This window comes from Pseudomonas stagnisoli (assembly GCF_048595745.1).
Lineage (GTDB): Bacteria > Pseudomonadota > Gammaproteobacteria > Pseudomonadales > Pseudomonadaceae > Aquipseudomonas > Aquipseudomonas alcaligenes_A.
The window spans coordinates 1,371,972-1,392,932 of sequence record NZ_CP184361.1 but is presented as its reverse complement, the minus strand read 5'-3'; the positions used below and the strand labels follow the sequence as shown (position 1 = coordinate 1,392,932).

The 20,961-nt window shown below is 67.0% G+C and carries 17 protein-coding genes and 2 tRNA genes; 8 read left to right on the top strand and 11 right to left on the bottom strand.

Going from position 1 to position 20,961, the window contains the following annotated elements; all coding sequences use genetic code 11:
* Positions 1–30 precede the first annotated feature (30 nt).
* The 10 genes from relA to ACOAPY_RS06695 all read right to left on the bottom strand — a co-directional run bounded on the left by relA (position 31) and on the right by ACOAPY_RS06695 (position 12,242).
* Complete coding sequence (relA, locus tag ACOAPY_RS06740) at positions 31–2,277, bottom strand: GTP diphosphokinase (RefSeq protein ID WP_142136846.1); 2,247 nt, start codon at positions 2,275–2,277, stop codon at positions 31–33.
* Between the two features lie 80 nt (positions 2,278–2,357).
* Positions 2,358–3,707, bottom strand: a complete 1,350-nt coding sequence (gene rlmD / locus ACOAPY_RS06735; RefSeq protein WP_465155801.1) for a 23S rRNA (uracil(1939)-C(5))-methyltransferase RlmD — start codon at positions 3,705–3,707, stop codon at positions 2,358–2,360.
* Between the two features lie 5 nt (positions 3,708–3,712).
* Positions 3,713–4,597 carry a cysteine synthase CysM gene (cysM, locus tag ACOAPY_RS06730; RefSeq protein WP_076426416.1) on the bottom strand — a complete coding sequence of 295 codons (885 nt, stop codon included), beginning with the start codon at positions 4,595–4,597 and terminating at the stop codon, positions 3,713–3,715.
* Positions 4,598–4,695: 98 nt separating this feature from the next.
* Positions 4,696–5,034 carry a DUF3325 domain-containing protein gene (locus tag ACOAPY_RS06725; RefSeq protein WP_465155799.1) on the bottom strand — a complete coding sequence of 113 codons (339 nt, stop codon included), beginning with the start codon at positions 5,032–5,034 and terminating at the stop codon, positions 4,696–4,698.
* Between the two features lies 1 nt (position 5,035).
* Positions 5,036–6,571: a PepSY-associated TM helix domain-containing protein gene (locus tag ACOAPY_RS06720; protein WP_465155797.1), complete on the bottom strand. Its 1,536-nt coding sequence runs from the start codon at positions 6,569–6,571 to the stop codon at positions 5,036–5,038.
* Complete coding sequence (locus ACOAPY_RS06715) at positions 6,568–6,837, bottom strand: iron transporter (RefSeq protein WP_465155795.1); 270 nt, start codon at positions 6,835–6,837, stop codon at positions 6,568–6,570. Before ACOAPY_RS06715 ends, ACOAPY_RS06720 begins: the two co-directional genes overlap by 4 nt.
* The gene (locus ACOAPY_RS06710) at positions 6,834–7,766 is read right to left on the bottom strand and encodes an alpha/beta hydrolase (protein ID WP_465155793.1); all 933 of its coding nucleotides are present in this window, start codon (positions 7,764–7,766) and stop codon (positions 6,834–6,836) included. Before ACOAPY_RS06710 ends, ACOAPY_RS06715 begins: the two co-directional genes overlap by 4 nt.
* Positions 7,767–7,856: 90 nt before the next feature.
* The gene (locus ACOAPY_RS06705) at positions 7,857–10,070 is read right to left on the bottom strand and encodes a TonB-dependent siderophore receptor (protein WP_465155791.1); all 2,214 of its coding nucleotides are present in this window, start codon (positions 10,068–10,070) and stop codon (positions 7,857–7,859) included.
* 135 nt (positions 10,071–10,205) lie between these two features.
* Positions 10,206–11,546: a HAMP domain-containing sensor histidine kinase gene (locus ACOAPY_RS06700; protein ID WP_465155789.1), complete on the bottom strand. Its 1,341-nt coding sequence runs from the start codon at positions 11,544–11,546 to the stop codon at positions 10,206–10,208.
* Positions 11,547–12,242: a response regulator transcription factor gene (locus ACOAPY_RS06695; RefSeq protein ID WP_465155787.1), complete on the bottom strand. Its 696-nt coding sequence runs from the start codon at positions 12,240–12,242 to the stop codon at positions 11,547–11,549. It lies immediately after the preceding gene.
* 109 nt (positions 12,243–12,351) lie between these two features.
* Between ACOAPY_RS06695 and ACOAPY_RS06690 the strand changes: the two genes are divergently transcribed.
* From ACOAPY_RS06690 to ACOAPY_RS06675, 4 genes are read left to right on the top strand one after another with little or no spacing between them, the layout of a single operon-like run.
* Complete coding sequence (locus ACOAPY_RS06690) at positions 12,352–15,102, top strand: response regulator (protein WP_465155785.1); 2,751 nt, start codon at positions 12,352–12,354, stop codon at positions 15,100–15,102.
* A gap of 9 nt (positions 15,103–15,111) precedes the next feature.
* A complete protein-coding gene (locus tag ACOAPY_RS06685; protein ID WP_465155783.1) occupies positions 15,112–16,107 on the top strand; it encodes a 2-hydroxyacid dehydrogenase in 996 nt (331 codons plus the stop codon).
* 28 nt (positions 16,108–16,135) lie between these two features.
* Entirely contained in the window at positions 16,136–16,573 is a 438-nt protein-coding gene (locus tag ACOAPY_RS06680; RefSeq protein ID WP_374561004.1) for a hypothetical protein, read from the top strand.
* Positions 16,570–16,974 carry an META domain-containing protein gene (locus ACOAPY_RS06675; RefSeq protein ID WP_021700715.1) on the top strand — a complete coding sequence of 135 codons (405 nt, stop codon included), beginning with the start codon at positions 16,570–16,572 and terminating at the stop codon, positions 16,972–16,974. Before ACOAPY_RS06680 ends, ACOAPY_RS06675 begins: the two co-directional genes overlap by 4 nt.
* Positions 16,975–17,179: 205 nt before the next feature.
* Here ACOAPY_RS06675 and dinB read toward each other — a convergent pair whose 3' ends face one another.
* Complete coding sequence (gene dinB / locus ACOAPY_RS06670) at positions 17,180–18,235, bottom strand: DNA polymerase IV (RefSeq protein WP_465155781.1); 1,056 nt, start codon at positions 18,233–18,235, stop codon at positions 17,180–17,182.
* Between the two features lie 127 nt (positions 18,236–18,362).
* Here dinB and ACOAPY_RS06665 point away from each other — a divergent pair.
* From ACOAPY_RS06665 to rimO, 4 genes are all read left to right on the top strand, one after another.
* Positions 18,363–18,439: transfer RNA gene (locus ACOAPY_RS06665), tRNA-Met, on the top strand.
* A 114-nt stretch (positions 18,440–18,553) separates the two neighbouring features.
* Positions 18,554–18,630: transfer RNA gene (locus ACOAPY_RS06660), tRNA-Met, on the top strand.
* 239 nt (positions 18,631–18,869) lie between these two features.
* Positions 18,870–19,418: a cytochrome b gene (locus tag ACOAPY_RS06655; RefSeq protein ID WP_142136834.1), complete on the top strand. Its 549-nt coding sequence runs from the start codon at positions 18,870–18,872 to the stop codon at positions 19,416–19,418.
* Between the two features lie 181 nt (positions 19,419–19,599).
* On the top strand, positions 19,600–20,922 hold the full coding sequence (gene rimO / locus ACOAPY_RS06650) for a 30S ribosomal protein S12 methylthiotransferase RimO (protein WP_142136833.1): 1,323 nt from the start codon (positions 19,600–19,602) through the stop codon (positions 20,920–20,922).
* Positions 20,923–20,961: the final 39 nt, after the last annotated feature.

Sequence of the window (20,961 nt, the reverse complement as noted above, 5' to 3'; positions counted from 1 at the left end):
CCTCTCCCAAAGGGAGAGGGAGTTACCAACTCAATTGCCGGAGCGGTTGCGCCGCGCCTCGATGATGTTGGGCAGCTGGGAGATGCGCGCGAGCAGGCGCGACAACGCGTCCAGCCCGGGAATCTCGATGGTCAGCTGCATGGAGGCAGTGTTGTCCTCCTTGTTCGAGCGGGTGTTCACCGCCAGCACGTTGATGCGCTCGTTGAGCAGCACCTGGGTCACGTCGCGCAGCAGGCCGGAACGGTCGTAGGCCTTGATCACGATATCCACCGGGTAGGTCTGCACCGGTACCGGCCCCCAGCTGACCTGGATGATCCGCTCCGGCTCGCGCCCCTCCAGTTGCAGCACCGAGGCGCAGTCCTGGCGGTGGATGGAGACGCCACGGCCGACCGTGATGTAGCCGACGATCGGATCACCCGGCAGCGGCTGGCAGCAGCCGGCCATCTGCGTCAGCAGGTTGCCGACGCCCTGAATCTGGATATCGCCGCGCTTGCCCGGGCGCGGTGCACTGGCGCGGCGCGGGATCAGCTCCAGCTGCTCGTTGCCACGCTCCGGCTCGACCTGCTGCTGGGCCAGGTTGACCGCATGGGCCAGGCGCAGGTCGCCGGCGCCGAGGGCGGCGTACATGTCCTCGACCGTCTTCAGGTTGCACTTTTCCGCCAGCTTGGCGAAGTCCACGGCCGCCAGCGCCAGGCGCGACAGGTCGCGCTCGAGCATGGCCTTGCCGGCCGCGACGTTCTGCTCGCGGTCCTGCAGCTTGAACCAGTGGACGATCTTCGCCCGCGCGCGGCTGGTGGTGATGTAGCCCAGGTTGGGGTTGAGCCAGTCGCGGCTCGGTGCGCCGTTCTTGCTGGTGATGATCTCCACCTGCTCACCGGTGTGCAGGCTGTAGGTCAGCGGCACGATGCGCCCGTTGATCTTGGCTCCACGGCAGTTGTGGCCGATCTGGGTGTGCACGCGGTAGGCGAAGTCCAGCGGCGTGGCGCCCTTGGGCAGGTCGATGGCATGGCCGTCCGGGGTGAACACGTAGACCCGATCCGGCTCGATATCGACCTTGAGCTGCTCGGCCAGGCCGCCGATGTCGCCCAGCTCCTCGTGCCACTCCAGCACCTGGCGCAGCCAGGCCATCTTCTCTTCGTAGTGGTCGGAGCCACCCTTGGCGTCGGTACCCTTGTACTTCCAGTGCGCGCAGACGCCGAGCTCGGCCTCTTCATGCATGGCATTGGTGCGGATCTGCACCTCCAGCACCTTGCCGTCCGGGCCGATCACCGCGGTGTGCAGTGAGCGGTAGCCGTTTTCCTTGGGGTTGGCGATGTAGTCGTCGAACTCCTTGGGAATGTGCCGCCACAGGGTATGCACGATGCCGAGCGCGGTGTAGCAGTCGCGCACTTCCGGCACCAGCACACGCACCGCGCGCACGTCGTAGATCTGGCTGAACTGCAGGCCCTTGCGCTGCATTTTCCGCCAGATCGAGTAGATGTGCTTGGCGCGGCCGCTGATGTCAGCCTTGATGCCGGTGGCGGAGAGTTCGTCGCGCAGCTGCTTCATCACATCGTTGATGTACTGCTCGCGGTCGAGACGGCGCTCGTGCAGCAGCTTGGCGATCTGCTTGTACTGCTCCGGCTCGAGGTAGCGGAAGGAGATGTCCTCCAGCTCCCACTTGATATGGCCGATGCCGAGGCGGTGGGCCAGCGGCGCGTAGATGTCGAACACCTCGCGGGCCACACGCAGGCGCTTCTCGTCATCGGCATGCTTGACTGCGCGGATGGCGCAGGTGCGCTCGGCCAGCTTGATCAGTGCCACGCGCACGTCGTCGACCATGGCCACCAGCATCTTGCGCAGGTTCTCCACCTGCGTCTGCGAGCCGACCACCACCGACTCGCGCGGGTTGATGCTGTTGCTGATGGCGGCCATGCGCAGCACGCCTTCGATCAGCTTGGCCACCACCGCGCCAAACTTCTCCTGCACCACCTTGAGCGTGGTCTTGCCCTCGCGCACGGCGCGGTAGATCACCGCCGCCACCAGGCTGTCCTGGTCCAGCTTGAGGTCGGCGAGGATCTCGGCGATCTCCAGGCCGGTCTGGAAACTGGAGTTACCCTCCGCCCAGAGGTTCTGCGCGGCATTGGCCTGCTGCTCGACCTCGCGGGCGAACTCGCAGGCCACCTTGAGGGCCTCGCGGTCGAGCGCCGGGTCGACGCTCAGCGTATGGTCCAGCCAGGCCTCGAGGTTGATGCTGCCGTCGAGGTTGATCGGCTGGTGTGCTCTGACCTGTACCATTTTCTGCCTTCCCTACGGCGAGTCACGCCCCGCCGGATTAGCTCTGACCTTCTCTGGGCCAGTCGGATTACAGGGGCTTCCTAGCCCCTCTCGAATAACGCCATCGCCTCCACATGCGCCGTCTGCGGGAACATGTCGAGAATCCCGGCCCGCTTCAGCCGGTAGCCCTGCCGGACCAGCTCGGCGGCATCGCGCGCCAGGGTCGCCGGGTTGCAGGACACATAGACCAGGCGCCGGGCGCCCAGTCGGTGAATCTCCTTGACCACCTCGAACGCGCCGTCACGGGGCGGGTCGAGCAGTATCGCGTCGAAGCCGCGGGCGGCCCAGGGCGCATCGGCCAGCGGCTTCGACAGGTCGGACTGGAAAAAGTGCAGATTGCCCAAGTCGTTGGCCGCGGCATTTTCCCGCGCCCGCGCCACCATGGCCTGCACGCCTTCCACCGCCACCACTTCGCCGACCCGCTGCGCCAGCGGCAGGGCGAAGTTGCCCAGGCCGCAGAACAGGTCCAGTACCCGCTCGCCAGTCTGCGGCGCCAACCAGTCTAGCGCCTGTTCGACCATGGCCTGATTGACCGCACCATTGACCTGCACGAAATCGCCCGGGCGGTACTGCAGCTCCAGGGTCCAGGGTTCCAGGCGATAGCCCAGGCGCTGCGCCGGCACATCGGGCTCAGGCTCGCCAGTGCCGTGCAACCACAGCTGCGCCTGGTGCTCGGCACAGAAGGCGCGCAGGCGCTGCAGATCGGCCTCGCCCAGCGGCGCGGTATGGCGCAGCAGCAGGGCTGCCTGGGTACCGTGGAACAGCTCGACGTGACCGAGGGCCTGGGGCTTGTCCAGCGTCCGCAGCAGCGCCGGCAGCGCACGCAAGATCGGCTGCAAGGGTTGTACCAGCACCGGGCAGTCGTCGATGGCGACGATGTCCTGGCTGGCAGCGGCACGGAAGCCGACCTCCAGGCGCTTGCCCTTGACGTCCCAACGCACGGCGATGCGCGCGCGGCGCCGGTAGCCCAGCTCGGGGCCGGTCAACGGCGCCGCCCACTCATCCGGTTCGACGCCGGCCTGGCGCTGCATCTGTTCGGCCAGGCTGCGCTGTTTCAGGGCAAGCTGCTCGGCATGCGGCAGGTGCTGCAGGGTGCAGCCACCGCAGCGGCCAGCATGTGCGCAGGCAGGCTCGCGGCGCAGCGCAGAAGGGGTCAGTACGCGCTCGCTGCGCGCCTCCACCACCTGGGCGCGGGCGGCCAGCACGCGTGCCTCGACCTCCTCGCCGGCCAGCGCACCGGCGACGAACCAACTGCGCCCCTCGACGAAGGCGATGCCGCGGCCGTCGTTGGCCAGACGCTCGATGGAGAGCTTCTGCTTCTTGCCTACCGGCACCTGGGTCTTGCGCTCACCACCAGCAGGCTGGAAGCGCAGGGATTTGTGCTTGGCCATGTCGGTTAATTGAACAGCCCGGAAGACAGGTAGCGGTCGCCGCGGTCGCAGATGATCGCCACCATCACCGCATTCTCGGTCTCGCGCGCCAGCTTGAGCATGGCCGCCACCGCGCCGCCGGACGACACGCCGCAGAAAATGCCTTCCTCACGCGCCAGACGGCGCATCATGTCCTCGGCCTCGGCCTGGGAAATGTCCAGGACGCGGTCGACCCGGCTGGCGTCGAAGATGCTCGGCAGGTACGCCTGCGGCCAGCGGCGGATGCCGGGGATGGCCGAACCGTCCTGCGGCTGCAGGCCGATGATCTCTACCGCCGGGTTCTGTTCCTTGAGGTAGCGCGAGGTGCCCATGATGGTACCGGTGGTGCCCATCGAGCTGATGAAGTGGGTGATGGCGCCCTGGGTCTGGCGCCAGATCTCCGGGCCGGTACTGCGGTAGTGCGCTTCGGGGTTGTCGCCGTTGGCGAACTGGTCGAGCACCTTGCCCTTGCCCTCGGCCTGCATGGCCAGGGCCAGATCGCGCGCCACCTCCATGTTGTCCACCAGGATCAGCTCGGCGCCATAGGCGCTCATCGCCGCCTTGCGCTCCTCGGTGGAGTTGCCGGGCATGATCAGGATCATCTTGTAACCCTTGATCGCTGCCGCCATCGCCAGGGCGATGCCGGTGTTGCCGCTGGTGGCTTCGATCAGCACATCGCCGGGCTGGATGTCGCCGCGCAGCTCGGCGCGGGAAATCATCGACAGCGCCGGGCGGTCCTTCACAGAGCCGGCCGGGTTGTTGCCTTCGAGCTTCACCAGCAGGTGATTACGCTCAGTGCCGGGCAGGCGTTGCAGGCGGACCAGCGGGGTGTTGCCGATGCAGTCGGCGATGGTGGGAAACTGCAGGGTCATGGCGAAGCGGGCCATCCGTTCGTGAAACAGGTGCGCCATGATACCGGCAAACCGCCGCCGACCATAACGGCGCTACATGCAAGGCAACACTTGGGGCACTAACCGCCCGCCAGCCAGCAGAGCAGCCACACCAGCAGCGCCGGCCCCGGCCAGAGCAGCGCCAGTCGCGGCTGGTAGGGCAACAGCAGGACCAGGGCGAAGCCGGCCAGGCTGATCTGCCCGAACCAGCCCACCGGCCCCATGGCCCATCCCCAGGCCGCTACGCTGGCGGCAAAGCTGGCCGCCAGCAGCGCCCAGCCGAGCAGGCGCAGGGCGCGGCGCCGCCCGGGCGGCGGCAGACGCTGCCAGACCTGCTTGTAGTGACGTTCCAGGCCCTGGCACAGCGCGGCCATGCCGGCATAGGCGAGCAGCAGCCCGGCGAAGAAAGCGCTCAGCATCTCAGTTCACCTCCGCCAGCGGGCGCGCCGCCCGGCGCGACAGTGGCTGGGCGCCACGCTGGCCGATCCGCCGCGCGGTCCAGGCCAGCAACAGGCCGATGCCTGCCGCCGTCAGCTCCAGCAGCAGGTGCCCGCTGTCGGCCCAGGGCCGCTGCAGGGTCAGCGCACTGAGCAGCGGCAGCCCCAGGCACAGCAGCGCCGCGACACCGAGCTGTTCGCGCCAGGCCTGCAGGTGCGGGCGGCACCAGCCGTGTACCAGGCTCAGCGCCCAGAGCGCGAAGAACAGGCGCAGCTCCCAGCCGGCGCGCTGGGCCAGCTCCACCGGCAACAGGCGGTTGACCCAGAACAGGCCGATGCAGGCCAGCACCAGGCCGGCGACCACCGCGACATTGAGCCCCTCCACCAGGCGATGACCGAAGTCCCCCGCCCTGCCCTCCACCAGGTACTTGCGCCGGCGCTTGACGGTGAACAGCACCAGCCCGCTGGCGATCATCGCGCTGCCGACCAGGCCGCAGAAGAAGTACAGCCAGCGCATCGGGTAGCCGCCGAACTGGGCGAAGTGCAGGCCGAACATCACCCGCTGGGTCAGCACCGTGGGGCGCAGCTCCGGCGGGCCGGCGAGCAGCGCGCCGCTGACACCGTCGAACACCATGTTGTGGCCCTTGCTCAGGGCGATACGGTTGCCCAGCACGCGACGCACCTCGATGCGCGCATCGGCGCGACCGGGGTGCTGGATGCTCAGCCCGGCAAGCGGGCCCATGCGCTGCTCGGCCTGCTGCAGCAGCGGCGCGAGCGCCACCAATGGTGCGGCCGGGGCGCGACTGGGGCCATGGCTGTGCGGCGGCGCCTGGATCTGTTCCGCGAAGAAGGCTTCAACATCGCCGCCGTATAGCGCCTGCAGCGCCGCCGGGACATAGATCAGGCCGAAGATGATCAGCCCGGTGTAGACGATCATCAGGTGAAAAGGCATCAGCAGCACGCCGGCGGCGTTATGCGCATCCAGCCAGGAGCGCTGGCCCTTGTTCGGGCGGAAGGTGAAGAACTCCTTGAACAGCTTCTTGTGGATGACGATGCCGCTGACCAGGGTTGCCAGGGTCGCCAGCGCCACCAGGCCGACCACCCAGATGCCGATCTGCCGCGGCAGATTGAGGGTGTAGTGGAAGTGGAAGAAGAAGCTGCCACCGGCCGCCTCGCGCACCTTGAGCGGCTCGCCCGTGCGCGGGTCGAGATCGGTGCTGATACCACGGCGGCGGTCGCCGGCGGTCACCCGCAGGCCCGGATCACGCTCGCTGGGCAGGGCGATGTTCCACGCCCCGGCATCGGCGTGATGGCGCTGCAGGTAGGCCAAGGCATGCTCGGCGGCCTGGGCGATCGACACCTCCTGGCGCTGGATCTCCGGCTGCATCCAGTGATCGATCTCATGGTCGAACACCGCCAGGCTGCCGGTCAGGAAGATGGCGAACAGCGGCCAGCCGAACAGCAGGCCGCCCCAGGTATGCAGCCAGGCCATGGCCTGGGTCAGGGTCCTTTTCTTCATCCCAGACGCTCCAACAGTTGCGGCCAGAAGCCGATCAGCGCCAGCGGCATCGCCAATGGCAGGCCCAGCCAGGCGCGCCAGGCATCGCGCCCGGCGAAAGCCCAGAGCACCGCCAGGGTGTAGACGACGAACATCGGCAGGCTGGCGACCAGCAGTGCGTCGATCCGCTCCAGGGGCAGCAGGCGCGCCAGGCAGGCGGTGAAGGCGTAGGTAAAGGCGTAGCCTCCGAACACGGCGGCCATGGCCCGGGCAAACACGGCGTTCATCGACGGTCCTCCAGCGGTGCCAGGCCGGCGAGCAGGCGCAGGGCCGGACGCAGCGAAGCGGCCAGCATCGGCCCGTGGCCCAGGCCGGCGAACGCATGGAACTCGGCGTCCACACCGGGCAGCGCATCCAGGCGCTCGGCCAGCCGTTGCGGCGCGTCCGCCGGTAATGCCGCCATCGCCCGGGCCCGTGCGGAATCGGCGGCAAGCTGCGCGCCTGACGGGCGCTCGTCGCTGCCGCGCAGGATCAGCAGTCGCGCCGCGGCCCCCGGGAAATCCGGGTGGCGCTGTAGCAACAGACCGGACTGCCACCACAACGACGGGCTGGCGGCTATATAGAACTGGAAGTCGGCCGGCGCGCTGAACAGGCTGTCGAGCACATACAGGCCGCCCAGCGAGTGCCCCCACAGGCCCTGACGCGCCTCGTCCACGGCTACCCGACGAGCCACCTCGGGGCGAATGCGCTGCACCAGCAGGGCGCGGAACGCCGCCGCGCCGCCGCTGGGCCGACCGCCCAGCATGGGGTCCGCAGCACCCGGCCCGGCAGGCGGCGCCGGGGTGTAGTCGAACATGCGCGCGTCCAGGTCCAGGCGCTGCTCAGTGGCCGGGCCGATCAGCACCAGCAGCGGTGGTGTGCCCTGCTCCAGCTCGGCCAGCCAGTCCTCGCGCAGGGCGGCCAGGACGGCATTACCGTCGAGCAGATAGAGCACCGGATGACCGCTCGCCGGGGCGGCGCGCCAGGGAATGCCCAGGCGCACCCGGTAGTAGCGCTGGCCGTCGGCCGAGGCCAGCTCGAAGTGCTCGAAGCGGTAGTAGGCCGAGCCACGCTCGACCAAGGTGGCGCCGAGGTGCTGCTCGGCCGGGGGACTGGCCAGAGCGACGGGCGCCAGCAGGCTCATCAGGGCGAGCAATGCGGCGATCGGGGCACGCATGCGGATACCTCTCAAGGAGAGGCCCCGCCGAGCCTGAGCCGAGCGGAGCCGAAAGCCCGCCGCAACGGCGGGCAAGGAGCAAGGGCTGAGTCAGAACGAGGCGGTGACCGACGCGAAATAGGCGCGTCCCGGCTCGTTGTAGGTGTTGGCACCGGCGTCGTTGGCGTTGCCTTCGCGGTAGATCTGCTTGTCGAGCAGGTTGCTGATGCCGACGCGCAGGCTGTAGTTCGAGTTGAACTCGTAACCGGCGCTGACACCGAGCAGGCCATAGGGGTCGAGGTCCTGCTGCGCTTCCGCGTCGATCGCCTGGCCGGTACGGCGGTTCAGGCTAGGCGCCTCCTGCTTGCCGTAATAGGTGCCGGTCAGTTGCAGCGACAGCTGCTGGGTCACCTGCCAGTCGAGGCTGCTATTGAGGGTGTATTCGGGAATCACGCTCAGCGGCTCGCCGGTCTGCTTGTCCTCAGACTCGAGCATGTAGGTGAAGTTGGTGTTCCACTCCAGCTGCGGGCTGAGCGTGACGAACAGGTTGCCCTCCACGCCCTCGACTACGGCCTCATCGGTGTTCTCCCACTGCAGCAGGCGGCGCCCGTTGCTCAGGCGGGCGATGTATTGGTTGCTGCCGACGATCTTGTTGCGATAGTCGTTGCGGAAATAAGTGGCGCTGGTACGCCAGCTGCCCTTGTCGAAGGCCAGGCCGATTTCCTTGTTGATACTGGTTTCCGGCTCGAGGTCCGGATTGCCCACCAGGTAGCAGCCGCCGCGGTTGGTTTCGCTGGCATTGCAGCCGTTGCCGCGGCTGTACAGCAGGTAGCCGGGATTCGATTGATAAAGGTTGGGCGTCTTGTAGGCACGAGCGATACCGCCCTTCAGGGTCAGTTCGTCGGTCAGCTCGTGCGAGGCATTCAGGCTCGGGCTCCAGTTGCCGCCGTACTCTTCATGGTCATCGAAGCGCAACCCGGGGGTGATGATGGTACGGTCGCCCAGCTGGATATTGTCCTCGGCGAACAGCGCGTAGCTGTGCGCGGTGGTCTTGGTCTGGTCACGGCTGAAGCCGGGGATGTCGCCGCTGTTCGGATCGAAACTCTGCGCGCGCAGCGAGCCAGGATCGTTGAGCGACTCGTACAGGTACTCGCTGCCCAGGGTCAGCACCTGCTCGAGGCCGGCGCTCAGCGGCAGGTTGACCTCAGCGTTGGCGCGAGTATTGCGCAGGCGCGACATGAAGGCCCCGGCGCCCTCGCTCGGCGCGCCCTCGGGGCCGCCGGCCAGCCCCTCGTTGAGACGCCAGTTGCGCGTGTAGTCGTAGCTCAGCGAGGCCTTGGAGCTTCCCCAGTCGAAATCGCCCTTGTGGGTCAGCGCGTAGTTGCTGCGCTGCATCACGTTGGTTTCATGGCCATACAGGCTATTGATGAACTCGGGGTTGCCACCGCCGTTGTTGTTCATTGTGTCGCCGGCGTAGATATTGCCCTGGCGGCTGTAGCCGGCCTCCAGGTCGAGGCTCTGCTCGGGGTTCAGCTGCCAGCTGAGCAACGCGTTGATGTCCTTGTTGCGCACGCCCTCGCGCCCGGAAACCAGAGCATCCTCGGTGGCCTGGTGCGCGGCGTTGATGTCGGCATCGTCGGCGTCGGTGGTGCTGGCGCCACCGTACAGGCGGAAGGAGAACGCCTCGCCGAGCGGACCACTGAGACTGAAGTTGGTGCGCTTGCTCATGCCCTCGGCATCGTCTTCCGGCAGCGAGGTGTAGGCGGTAACGGAGCCGCTGAGCTTGTCGGTCGGGCGCTTGGTGATGATATTGACCACCCCGCCCATGGCTCCCGAACCATAACGCGCGGCGGCCGGGCCACGCAGGATCTCAATGCGTTCAACCTGCTCGGCCGGCACCCAGTTGGTCTCGCCGCGGGTATCGCGATCGCCGTTCCAGCCGTAGCGTACGGCATTGCGCGAGGTGGACGGCTGGCCGTCGATGAGGATCAGGGTGTTTTCCGGGCCCATGCCGCGCAGGTCGATCTGGCGGTTGTTGCCACGATTGCCGCTGGTGCTGTTGCCGGTCAGGTTGACCCCGGGCTCGCGGCGGATGATCTCCGCCAGGTCGTTGGTCGGCGGCAGCTTGCGGATGTCCTCGGCGGTGATGATGGAAACGCCCGGCGCCTGCTTCAGCTCCTCCTCGGCGGTTCCCAGTACCTGGGTTTCCTGCAGCAGCACGGCCTGCTCGGCAGGCGCCGCAGCATCAGGCGCAGCCTGCAGCGAGGTGGCCGTAGCGGCCAGCAGGGCGAGGGACAGGTGACTCAAGGTGAATCGCGCGGACATCGATCAATCTCCTGAAGACAAGGACAGGCGCGGGAGAGGATCGAGGGCTGGCAGTGCCGAGGCGACCATGCACCGCGCATGGAAATCGGCGCAAATGATATTAATTCCTATTTGTCAGTAAATCTAATTTACAATCTATACACTTGGCAGCCGCAGGCTCAGGCGCAGGCCTTGCGCCGCGTTCTCCGCCCACAACTCGCCCCCCTGCATGCGCAGGGCGCCACGGGCAATGGCCAGCCCCAGGCCGAAGCCCTCGCCGCCTGGTCGCGCGGCACATAGCCGGGTGAATGGACGGAAGATGGTCTCCAGCTCCTGCGCGGGCACACCGCCGCCCTGGTCCTCGAGGTGCAGCAGCCAGTGCGTGCCCTGCCGCTGCCCGCGCAGGCGCACCACACCGTCCACCGGCGAATGGCGGATGGCATTGCGCAGGATGTTCTCCAGCGCCTGGGCCAGGCCGTTGAGATGGCCGCGTACCCGGCACTCGGCGGGCAGTTCGCAGCTCAAACGCGCGGCCTCCCAGCCACTCTCGAAGCAGGCATCCTCGGCGAGCACGCCCCACAGAGCCGACACATCGATTGTCTCCAACGCCGGCTGAGGCCGCTCGGTGTCCAGCCAGACAAGCTCCAGAGTGTCGTCGACCAGGCGCTGCATGCACTGCACTTCGCGCTCCAGGCGCTGGCGCAGCATCTCCAGGTCGCTGGCGCACTCGCCGGCCACGCGCAGGCGCGACAGTGGCGTGCGCAGCTCGTGTGACAGGTCGCGCAGCAGTTGGCGCTGATAGCTCACCGTGTGTTCCAGGCGCTCGGCCATGTGGTCGAAGGCACGGCCCAGCGCGCCCAGCTCGTCGTCGCGGCGGCTGACCTGCGGCGCCACGCGGGTGCTCAGATGGTCGCCGCGCAGGGCGTCGGCCTGCTCACGCAGGTGCTTGAGCGGTGCGATCAGCTGGCGGTAGATCAGCAGGCACAGCAGCAGCGCCAGCACGCCCGGCACCAGGCCATGCACCAGCAGCTGGGTCGCCAGGGTGAAGCCCGGCGGCAGCATGCGCTCGGGCAGCTCGATGGCCAGACGGCCGGCCTCCGGCGCGCCCGGGAACGGCACCAGAAGGCTAGGCAGGCCAATGCTGCGCTTGCTCATCGGCCAGTCGATGCGCCGCACGAAGGTCAGACGCTCCAGTTCGGCCGCACTCAGCGTCCGGCTGGACAGCGAATGCAGCCCCGGCCCGAGTACCGCCACCCAGCCACTCTCGCGGCGGCGCATGTCCGCCAGCCAATCATCGACACCGGCGCGCCCGCCGGCACGCCAGGCCTGCTCGGCCTCGGCGGCGTAGCCCAGCAGCTGACGCTGGTCGTCGGCACGCAGGTAGTAGCCAAGCCGCTCGACGCTACCGCCCCAGTACCACACCAGCCAGACCATCAGCAGGCAGAATCCCACCTGCAGTAGCGCAAGACGCCAGAACAGCGAATGTCGGGACAGCACTCAGGCTTCCTCGCCACTGAACAGGTAGCCGCGCCCCCACACCGTCTCCAGGCGCCCGCCCAGGTAACTGACGGCCTGCAGTTTTCGGCGGATATGGCTAACGTGCATGTCGAGTACACGGTCGTGGGCCGAATACGGACGGTGCAATACCTGCTGATAGAGGAAAGCCTTGCTCAGCACCTCGCCCGAGTGCGCTGCGAGCAGCTCCAGCAGGCGAAATTCGGTGAGGGTCAGTTGCGCCCACTGCCCTTCGTGGCAGACATCGCCGCGCGACTCATCGAAGCGCAGACCTCCATCCACCGCCGGCTCGTGTCGGCGGCGCTCGTAGGCCACACGGCGCAGGATGGCGGCGATGCGTACTTCCAGCTCGGCCATGGCGAAGGGCTTGGGCAGATAGTCGTCGGCGCCCTGGCTGAAGCCGGCGATGCGATCCTGCTCGGCGCCCAGGGCCGACATCAGGATCACCGGCACGCTGCGCCGGCAGCGCAACTCGGCCAGCGCCTCGAGGCCGTTGCGCCCGGGCAGCAGGACATCCAGCAGCACCAGGTCGAAGTCCTCGTTACAGGCCTGCGCCAGCCCCAACGCACCGTCGTGCTGCAGAGTCACCGCGAAGCCGCATTGCGACAGGTGCTGCTGCAGATGACTGGCCAGCAGGACATCGTCCTCGATGGCGAGGATGCGCGCCCCGGAATTCATGATAATCAGTGTCCGATGAGAATAGATCCTGATTATTCTGCCAAAAGAGCCAGCAGATTCCCATCGAACGAATCGCTAAACTGCGGCTACCACCTGGATGGAGACTGCCGTGTTCAAGGACCTCGGGATCAAGAGCCGCGTACTGCTGCTCACCCTGCTACCCACCAGCCTGCTGGCACTGGTGCTCGGCGGCTACTTCACCTGGATGCAGCTGGCCGACCTGCGCAGCCAGCTGCACGAACGCGGCGAGCTGATGGTGCAGCACCTGGCGCCGCTGGCCGCCCCGGCCCTGGCCCGCGAGGATGCCCATCAGCTCAAACGCCTGGCCGAGGAGACGCTGAACCAGCAGGATGTGCGCGCCGTCGGCTTCCTCTCCGCTGAGCGCGCAGCGCTGGCCAAGGCCGGCCCGAGCATGCTCAACGAGCCACCGCAGGCCACCGTCGAACCGCTGACCACCCGCAGCGGGCAGGACGCCACGCGCTTCCTGATGCCGGTGTTCGGCCGCCATCAGAGCCTGGCCGCCGAAGGCAGCAGCGAAGGCGCCGACCGCCTGCTGGGCTGGGTGGAGCTGGAGATCTCCCACCATCGCACCCTGCTGCAGGGCTACCGCAGCCTGTTCGCCAGCCTGCTGCTGATCGTTGCCGGCCTCAGCGTCACCGCCCTGCTCGCCCTGCGCATGAGCCGCTTCATCAACGATCCGCTGCGCAGCATCCAGCAGGGCGTCAACCAGCTCAAGGAAGGCCAGCTGGAGACCCGCCTGCCGCCGCTGGGCAACCCCGAGATGGACGAGCTGGCCGCCGGCATCAACCGCATGGCCGAATCGCTGCAGAACGCCCAGGAGGAGCTGCAGCACAGCATCGACCAGGCCACCGAGGACGTGCGGCAGAACCTGGAGACCATCGAGATCCAGAACATCGAGCTGGACCTGGCGCGCAAGGAGGCCCTGGAGGCCAGCCGCATCAAGTCCGAGTTCCTGGCCAACATGAGTCACGAGATCCGCACCCCGCTCAATGGCATCCTCGGCTTCACCGGCCTGCTGCAGAAAAGCGACCTGACCCCGCGCCAACAGGACTATCTGGGCACCATCGAAAAGTCCGCCGAGAGCCTGCTGGGGATCATCAACGAGGTGCTCGACTTCTCCAAGATCGAAGCCGGCAAGCTGGTGCTGGAGAACATCCCGTTCAACCTGCGCGACCTGATCCAGGACTGCCTGACCATCCTCGCCCCCGCCGCTCACGACAAGCAGCTGGAGCTGGTCAGCCTGATCTACCGCGACACCCCGCTGGCCCTGCAGGGCGACCCACTGCGCCTCAAGCAGGTGCTGACCAACCTGGTGAGCAATGCCATCAAGTTCACCCGCGAGGGCACCATCGCCGTGCGCGCCATGGTCGAGGACGAAAGCGACGACCGCGCGCAGCTGCGCATCAGCGTACAGGACACCGGCGTCGGCCTTTCCGACGAGGACCTGCGCGCGCTATTCCAGGCCTTCAGCCAGGCCGACAACTCGCTGAGCCGCCAGGCCGGCGGCACCGGCCTCGGCCTGGTGATTTCCAAACGCCTGATCGAACAGATGGGCGGCGAGATCGGCGTCGACAGCAACCCCGGCAGCGGCTCGGAGTTCTGGATCAGCCTGACCCTGCCCAAGGCCCGTGACGATGGCGACGACCTGCCGCGCGCACCACTGCAGGGGCGCCGCGTGGCGATGCTGGAAAGCCACGAGCTGGCCCGTCAGGCGCTGCAGCACCAGCTGCAGGACTGCAGCCTGGAGGTGCAGGAATTCACAAGCCTCGACCCGTTGCTGGAACAGGTGGCACGCCAGCGCGACGCCGGCCAGCCGATCGAGCTGGCCGTGCTCGGGGTCAACCTGCAGGAGCTGCCGCCGGAGCAGCTCGGCCAGCGCCTGTGGGAGCTCGATCGCCTGGGCTGCAAGACCCTGGTGCTCTGCCCCACCACCGAACAGGCGCTGTACCACGAAGCGCTGCCCGACACCCACCTGCAGCTGCAGGCCAAGCCGGCCTGCACGCGCAAACTGCTGCGCGCCCTCGGTGAGCTGGTCAGCCCGCGCCCCTTCAAGGTCGAGGCCCCCGCCCCGCTGACCAGCCGCGCGCCACGCCTGCTGTGCGTCGACGACAACCCGGCCAACCTGCTGCTGGTGCAGACCCTGCTCAGCGACATGGGTGCCGAGGTGGTGGCGGTGGACAGTGGCTATGCCGCCGTCGAGGCCGTGCAGCAGCACAGCTTCGACCTGGTGTTCATGGACGTGCAAATGCCCGGCATGGACGGCCGCCAGGCCACCGAGGCGATCCGCCTGTGGGAACAGGAGCGCGAGCGCAGCCCGCTGCCGATCGTCGCCCTCACCGCCCATGCCCTGGCCAATGAGAAACGCGCCCTGCTGCAAGGCGGCATGGACGACTACCTGACCAAGCCGATCAACGAACGGCAGCTGGCCCAGGTGGTGCTCAAGTGGACCGGCCTGGCCCTGCGCAACCATGCCCAGCCCGCCCCCGCCGCAGCGATCAGCAGCGCCAGCCTGCGCGTACTGGATGCCGAGGAAGGACTGCGCCTGGCAGCCGGCAAGGCCGACCTCGCCAGCGACATGCTGAACATGCTGCTGGCCGGTCTGCCCGCCGACCGCCAGGCCATCCGCCAGGCCCGCGAGACCGGCGAACGCGGCGCCCTGATCGAGCGCGTACACCGCCTGCACGGCGCCACCCGCTACTGCGGCGTACCGCAGCTGCGCGCCGCCTGCCAGCGCAGTGAAACCCTGCTCAAGCAGGACGACCCGATGGCCCAGGCAGCCCTCGATGAACTGGACGCGGCCATTGCCCGGCTCGCCGAAGAAGCCACGGTCAGCGCCTGAGGAGTTCCGATGAATATCATCCTGTTCAGCAGCAAACCCTACGACCGCGCCAGCTTCCAGGCTCTGGCGCTGCCGGGCGACTGGCAGCTGCAGTTCCAGGACTGCCTGCTGACCGCGGACACCACGGCCCTGGCGGAAGGCTGCGAGGTGGTCTGCGCCTTTATCAACGACAACCTGTCCGCGCCGGTACTGGAGCGCCTGGCCGCCGGCGGCACGCGGCTGATCGCCCTGCGCTCGGCCGGCTACAACCACGTCGACCTCAAGGCCGCCGAACGCCTGGGGCTGAGCGTGGTGCGGGTGCCGGCCTATTCGCCGCACGCGGTGGCCGAGCACGCGGTGGCGCTGATCCTGGCGCTCAACCGGCGCATCCACCGCGCCTTCAACCGCACCCGCGAGGGCGACTTCTCGCTGCACGGGCTGACCGGCTTCGACCTCCACGGCAAGACGGTCGGCGTGGTCGGCGCCGGCAAGATCGGCCAGGCCTTTGCCGGCATCATGGCCGGCTTCGGCTGCCGGGTGCTGGTCTACGATCCCTATCCGGTGCCTGAGCTGGCGAGTTTCGGCGGCCACCAGGTCACCCTCAACCACCTGATCGCGGAGAGCGACATCATCAGCCTGCACTGCCCCTTGAATGAGGGCAGCCGTCACCTGATCGACAACGCCCGCCTGGCGCAGATGAAGCGCGGCGCCATGCTGATCAACACCGGCCGCGGCGCGCTGGTCGATACGCCGGCGCTGATCGGCGCGCTGAAAAGCGGCCAGCTCGGCTACCTCGGTATCGACGTCTACGAAGAAGAAGCCGAGCTGTTCTTCGAGGACCGCTCCGACCTGCCGTTGCAGGACGATGTGCTGGCGCGCCTGCTGACCTTCCCCAATGTCATCGTCACCGCCCACCAGGCCTTCCTGACGCACGAGGCGCTGGCCGCCATCGCCGGCACCACCCTCGACAACATCGCCGCCTGGGCCGCCGGCACGCCGGTCAACCGGGTGACATCTGCCGCGTGATAGCATCCCGCCCAGCTCAGGAGGCTGCATGACCACCCACGATTTCCGCTACACCCTGCTCAACCCGCAACACACCCTGACCGAATGCCGCGCCCTGGCGCCGGGCCGCTACCAGGTGACCGGCAACGGCGGCGCCGTGCAGGCCGGCGACACCCTGCTGGTGACCCTCAAGGGCAGCCGCGAGCTGTCCATGAGCCTGGCCGTGGAAAAAGTCCGCCATCTGATCAACCCGCCCGGCCAGTGGATGGCGGTGGCCAACGGCCCGGCATTCCGCGAACTGGCGATCCATACTTGGCAGGTCGATTGCGATGCCTGCGGCAAGCGCATCGACCTGGAATTCGCCGTCGACGCCAGCCTCGGCACCAAGGCCCAGGCACCGGCAGCCGAGGCACGCCTGGCCGAACTGGGCTGGGCCAGCCGCGGCGGCAAGCACTTCTGCCCTGCCTGCAAGGAACAAAGCACATGAAGCATGCCCTGGTTCCCGCCCTGTTCGCCGCCACCCTCAGCGGCTGCGCCAGCGACCCGGTCCAGCTGGAAAACGACAAGACCTACCGCGTGGAATGGATCGGCGAGCGCCCGCTGATCGACCGCAGCCACCTCACCATCACCCTCGGCGAGGACGGCCGCGCCTATGGCAGCGCCGGCTGCAACCACTGGTTCGCCAGCTACCGTCGCGATGGCGACGCGCTGCGCTTCGAGCAGCCCGGCGCCACCCGCAAGCTGTGCGCGCCCGCACTGATGGAGCAGGAACAGCGCTTCCTCGAAGCCCTCGGCCAGGTGCAACGCTGGGACGTGTCCGGCATTGGCCAGCTGCGCCTGTGGCCGGCAGAGGGCAAGCCGATCCGGCTGTGGCCGGAAGAAGGCTAACCCCCCCGCCCACTCCTATGGATGGGATAGGGAAGCGAAAGCCTCCTGCCAACATTAGGAGTCTCCGCCCCACCGCATTATCCCCTCTCCCGTTTACGGGAGAGGGCCAGGGAGAGGGCCGGCCATATACCCTCTCCCCCGGCCCCTCTCCCACAAGTGGGAGAGGGGAGCCACAGCCCGGGATAAGACCCAAACCGTTTATGCCCTACCCCTCGAATAGCTCCAGCTGCTCATGCCGCCCACGCAAATCCAGCAGCCGTACGCCCACGCCGAGCAGGCGCACTGGCTTGTTGCCGCGCGCGAAAGCGGCGCTCATCAGCAGCTTGTAGCTGTCCAGGTCACGGCGCGCACCGGCCTGTTCCAGGGTGGTCTGGCTGAAGTCGTGGAACTTGATCTTGACGAACGGCTTGTCCGGCCGATAGCTCGCATCCAGCCGCGCCATGCGTGAATCGAGCTGGCGCAGCAGCTCGGGGAGTTGCTCCAGGCAGCTGGCCAGGTCCGGTAGATCCTTGTCGAAGGTGTTCTCCACGCTCACCGACTGGCGCCGACTGTCCACCTGCACCGCACGCTCATCGACGCCCCGCGCCAGGTGCCACAGGCGTTCGCCAAAACTGCCGAACTCGCGCACCAGGGCCAGCTTGCTCCAGTCGCGCAGGTCCAGGCAGGTGTCGATGCCCAGGCGCCCCAGCTTGTCCGCCGTGACCTTGCCCACTCCGTGCAGTTTGTTCACCGGCAGTGCGGCGACGAAGTCCTCGACCTGATCGGGGGTGATCACGAACAGGCCATTGGGTTTGCGCCAGTCACTGGCGATCTTGGCCAGGAACTTGTTCGGCGCCACCCCGGCGGACACGGTGATGTGCAACTCCTGCGACACCCGCCGGCGAATGTCCTGGGCGATGCGCGTGGCGCTGCCGTCGAAATGCGAGCTGGCGGACACGTCCAGGTAGGCTTCGTCCAGCGACAGCGGCTCGATGATCTCAGTGTAATCGCGGAAGATCGCGTGGATTTCCCGCGACACTGCCTTGTAGGCATCCATGCGCGGGCGCACCACCTGCAGGTCCGGGCACAGCTTCAGCGCCTGGCCCATGGGCATGGCCGAGCGCACACCCCAGGCCCGCGCCTCATAGTTGCAGGTGGCGACCACCCCGCGCCGGTCGGCAGCCCCGCCCACCGCCAGCGGTTTGCCGGCCAGGCGCGGATCGTCACGCATCTCGATGGCGGCGTAGAAACAGTCGCAGTCGATGTGGATGATCTTGCGCACGCCAAGCCCCGTCCGGCCTGCTCTGGAAGCCGAAGTCTACCACCCGCCTCGCGCTAAGCATCTGAGAAAAAACAGCTTTTTCTCAATCAATGGTTGACAGCAACGCGTTCGCCGCTAGAATGGCGGCCGCGGGATGGAGCAGTCTGGTAGCTCGTCGGGCTCATAACCCGAAGGTCGTCGGTTCAAATCCGGCTCCCGCAACCAGATTCAGAAGAAGGCCACTCAATCGAGTGGCCTTTTTTCTTGCCTACGATTTATGTAATTGATTAAAAAACAGAAATCGATTGACACACACCAATCTCTGAGTAGAATGGCCGGCGCGGGATGGAGCAGTCTGGTAGCTCGTCGGGCTCATAACCCGAAGGTCGTCGGTTCAAATCCGGCTCCCGCAACCAGATTCCGCAAAAGGCCACTCAATCGAGTGGCCTTTTGCGTTTTGGGCGAACCAATCTGGCAGATGGCAACCCCAGGCCCTACCAGCGCGCCCTCCTCCCGGCCACACGGCAATCGAGTCCGTGCATTCCTCAACGCACACCGAAGTGAGCAAACATTGATCTCGCTTCAGACTGTCTTAAGCCAGAACCACTAAGCTGCACTCAAGCCCGCCGGAAGATGCGGAACGAGAGGAAGCGTGATGAGCTGGAAAAACACCGAACACCGCTATGGCAGCCTGTCCATCGGGCTGCACTGGCTGATGCTGGTATTGATTGCCGTGGTCTACTGCACCATGGAGTTTCGCGGCCTGTTCCCGAAGGGGACTGACGAGCGCGAATTGATGAAGCAGACCCATTTCATGCTGGGCCTGAGCATCTTCGCCCTGGTCTGGGTACGCCTGATCGCGCGCCTGATCGCACCCACCCCGAAAATCGTGCCGGCCATTCCCGCCTGGCAGGCCATCCCCGCCAAGCTCATGCACCTGGCGCTGTACGCCCTGATGATCGGCACCCCGCTGCTCGGCTGGCTGATCCTCAGCGCCTTTGGCAAACCCATTCCCTTCTTCGGCCTGGAGCTGCCAGCACTGGTCGCGCCCGACCATGACTTCGGCGAGCAACTGGAGCACTGGCACGTGCGCCTGGCCGAAGCCGGCTACTGGCTGATCGGCCTGCATGCCGTCGCCGGGCTGTTCCACCACTATATAAGCCGCGACAACACCCTGACCCGGATGCTACCGGGACGCGACTGACATCTCTGCAAAGAACGGCGCCCATCGGCGCCGTTTTTCATGGCCCTGGACTACGGCCGGCAAATCGCACGCCACGCCGATCAGTTATCCGAGCAGGCTGGTCAAGCCGGCGACCTGCCGCTAGAATTGCGCACTTTTTGATCAGAGGCGCCTACGAGCGCCCGCTCGAGGTTAGCCACCGATGTCCACCGCCACACCGAAAGTCGGCTTCGTCAGCCTGGGTTGCCCAAAGGCCACCGTCGATTCCGAACGCATCCTCACTCAGCTGCGCATGGAAGGGTACGAGATCGTCCCGACCTACCAGGATGCCGACGTCGTGGTGGTCAACACCTGCGGCTTCATCGACAGTGCCAAGGCCGAATCGCTGGACACCATCGGCGAAGCCATCGCCGAGAACGGCAAGGTGATCGTCACCGGCTGCATGGGCGTGTCCGAGAACGCCATCCGCGATGTGCACCCAAGCGTGCTGGCCGTCACCGGCCCGCAGCAGTACGAGCAGGTGGTCAACGCCGTCCACGAGGTGATCCCGCCCAAGGCCGACCACAACCCCTACGTCGACCTGGTGCCGCCGCAGGGCATCAAGCTGACCCCGCGCCACTACGCCTACCTGAAGATTTCCGAAGGCTGCAACCACAGCTGCGCCTTCTGCATCATCCCGTCCATGCGCGGCAAGCTGGTCAGCCGTCCAGTCGGCGACGTGCTGAGCGAGGCCCAGCGCCTGGTCAAGGCCGGCGTCAAAGAGCTGCTGGTAATCAGCCAGGACACCAGCGCTTACGGCGTCGACCTCAAGTACAAGACCGACTTCTGGGAAGGCCAGCCGGTCAAGACGCGCATGAAGGAGCTGTGCGAAGCACTCTCCAGCATGGGCGTGTGGGTACGCCTGCACTACGTCTACCCCTACCCCAACGTCGACGACGTGATCCCGCTGATGGCCGCCGGCAAGCTGCTGCCTTACCTGGACATCCCCTTCCAGCACGCCAGCCCGAAAGTGCTCAAGGCCATGAAGCGCCCCGCCTTCGAAGACAAGACCCTGGCGCGCATCAAGGCCTGGCGCGAGATGTGCCCGGAGCTGACCATCCGCTCCACCTTCATCGTCGGCTTCCCCGGCGAAACCGAAGAAGACTTCCAGTACCTGCTGGACTGGCTGACCGAAGCCCAGCTCGACCGCGTCGGCTGCTTCCAGTACAGCCCGGTGGAAGGCGCCCCGGCCAACGACCTGGGCCTGGAGCCGGTACCGGATGACGTCAAGCAGGATCGCTGGGACCGCTTCATGGCCCATCAGCAGGCCATCAGCGCCGCCCGCCTGCAGCGCAAGATCGGCACCGAGATCGAAGTGCTGATCGACGAAGTCGACCACGAAGGCGCCGTCGCCCGCTCCTGGGCCGATGCACCGGAAATCGACGGCAGCGTGTTCATCGACTCCACCAGCGTGCAACCGGGCGACAAGGTGCGCGTACGCGTCGTGGATGCCGACGAATACGACCTCTGGGCCGAACTGGTCTGATCGTACAGCGCTGAGAAAAAGCCCCGCCAATGCGGGGCT

Coding starts and splice junctions, on each gene's coding strand:
- ACOAPY_RS06710 (WP_465155793.1), bottom strand. CDS start 7,766: ATGCGTGCCCCGATCGCCGCATTGCTCGCCCTGATGAGCCTGCTGGCG.
- cysM (WP_076426416.1), bottom strand. CDS start 4,597: ATGACCCTGCAGTTTCCCACCATCGCCGACTGCATCGGCAACACCCCG.
- ACOAPY_RS06695 (WP_465155787.1), bottom strand. CDS start 12,242: ATGAATTCCGGGGCGCGCATCCTCGCCATCGAGGACGATGTCCTGCTG.
- ACOAPY_RS06680 (WP_374561004.1), top strand. CDS start 16,136: ATGACCACCCACGATTTCCGCTACACCCTGCTCAACCCGCAACACACC.
- ACOAPY_RS06705 (WP_465155791.1), bottom strand. CDS start 10,070: ATGTCCGCGCGATTCACCTTGAGTCACCTGTCCCTCGCCCTGCTGGCC.
- ACOAPY_RS06725 (WP_465155799.1), bottom strand. CDS start 5,034: ATGCTGAGCGCTTTCTTCGCCGGGCTGCTGCTCGCCTATGCCGGCATG.
- ACOAPY_RS06675 (WP_021700715.1), top strand. CDS start 16,570: ATGAAGCATGCCCTGGTTCCCGCCCTGTTCGCCGCCACCCTCAGCGGC.
- ACOAPY_RS06715 (WP_465155795.1), bottom strand. CDS start 6,837: ATGAACGCCGTGTTTGCCCGGGCCATGGCCGCCGTGTTCGGAGGCTAC.
- ACOAPY_RS06720 (WP_465155797.1), bottom strand. CDS start 6,571: ATGAAGAAAAGGACCCTGACCCAGGCCATGGCCTGGCTGCATACCTGG.
- rlmD (WP_465155801.1), bottom strand. CDS start 3,707: ATGGCCAAGCACAAATCCCTGCGCTTCCAGCCTGCTGGTGGTGAGCGC.
- relA (WP_142136846.1), bottom strand. CDS start 2,277: ATGGTACAGGTCAGAGCACACCAGCCGATCAACCTCGACGGCAGCATC.
- ACOAPY_RS06655 (WP_142136834.1), top strand. CDS start 18,870: ATGAGCTGGAAAAACACCGAACACCGCTATGGCAGCCTGTCCATCGGG.
- rimO (WP_142136833.1), top strand. CDS start 19,600: ATGTCCACCGCCACACCGAAAGTCGGCTTCGTCAGCCTGGGTTGCCCA.
- ACOAPY_RS06685 (WP_465155783.1), top strand. CDS start 15,112: ATGAATATCATCCTGTTCAGCAGCAAACCCTACGACCGCGCCAGCTTC.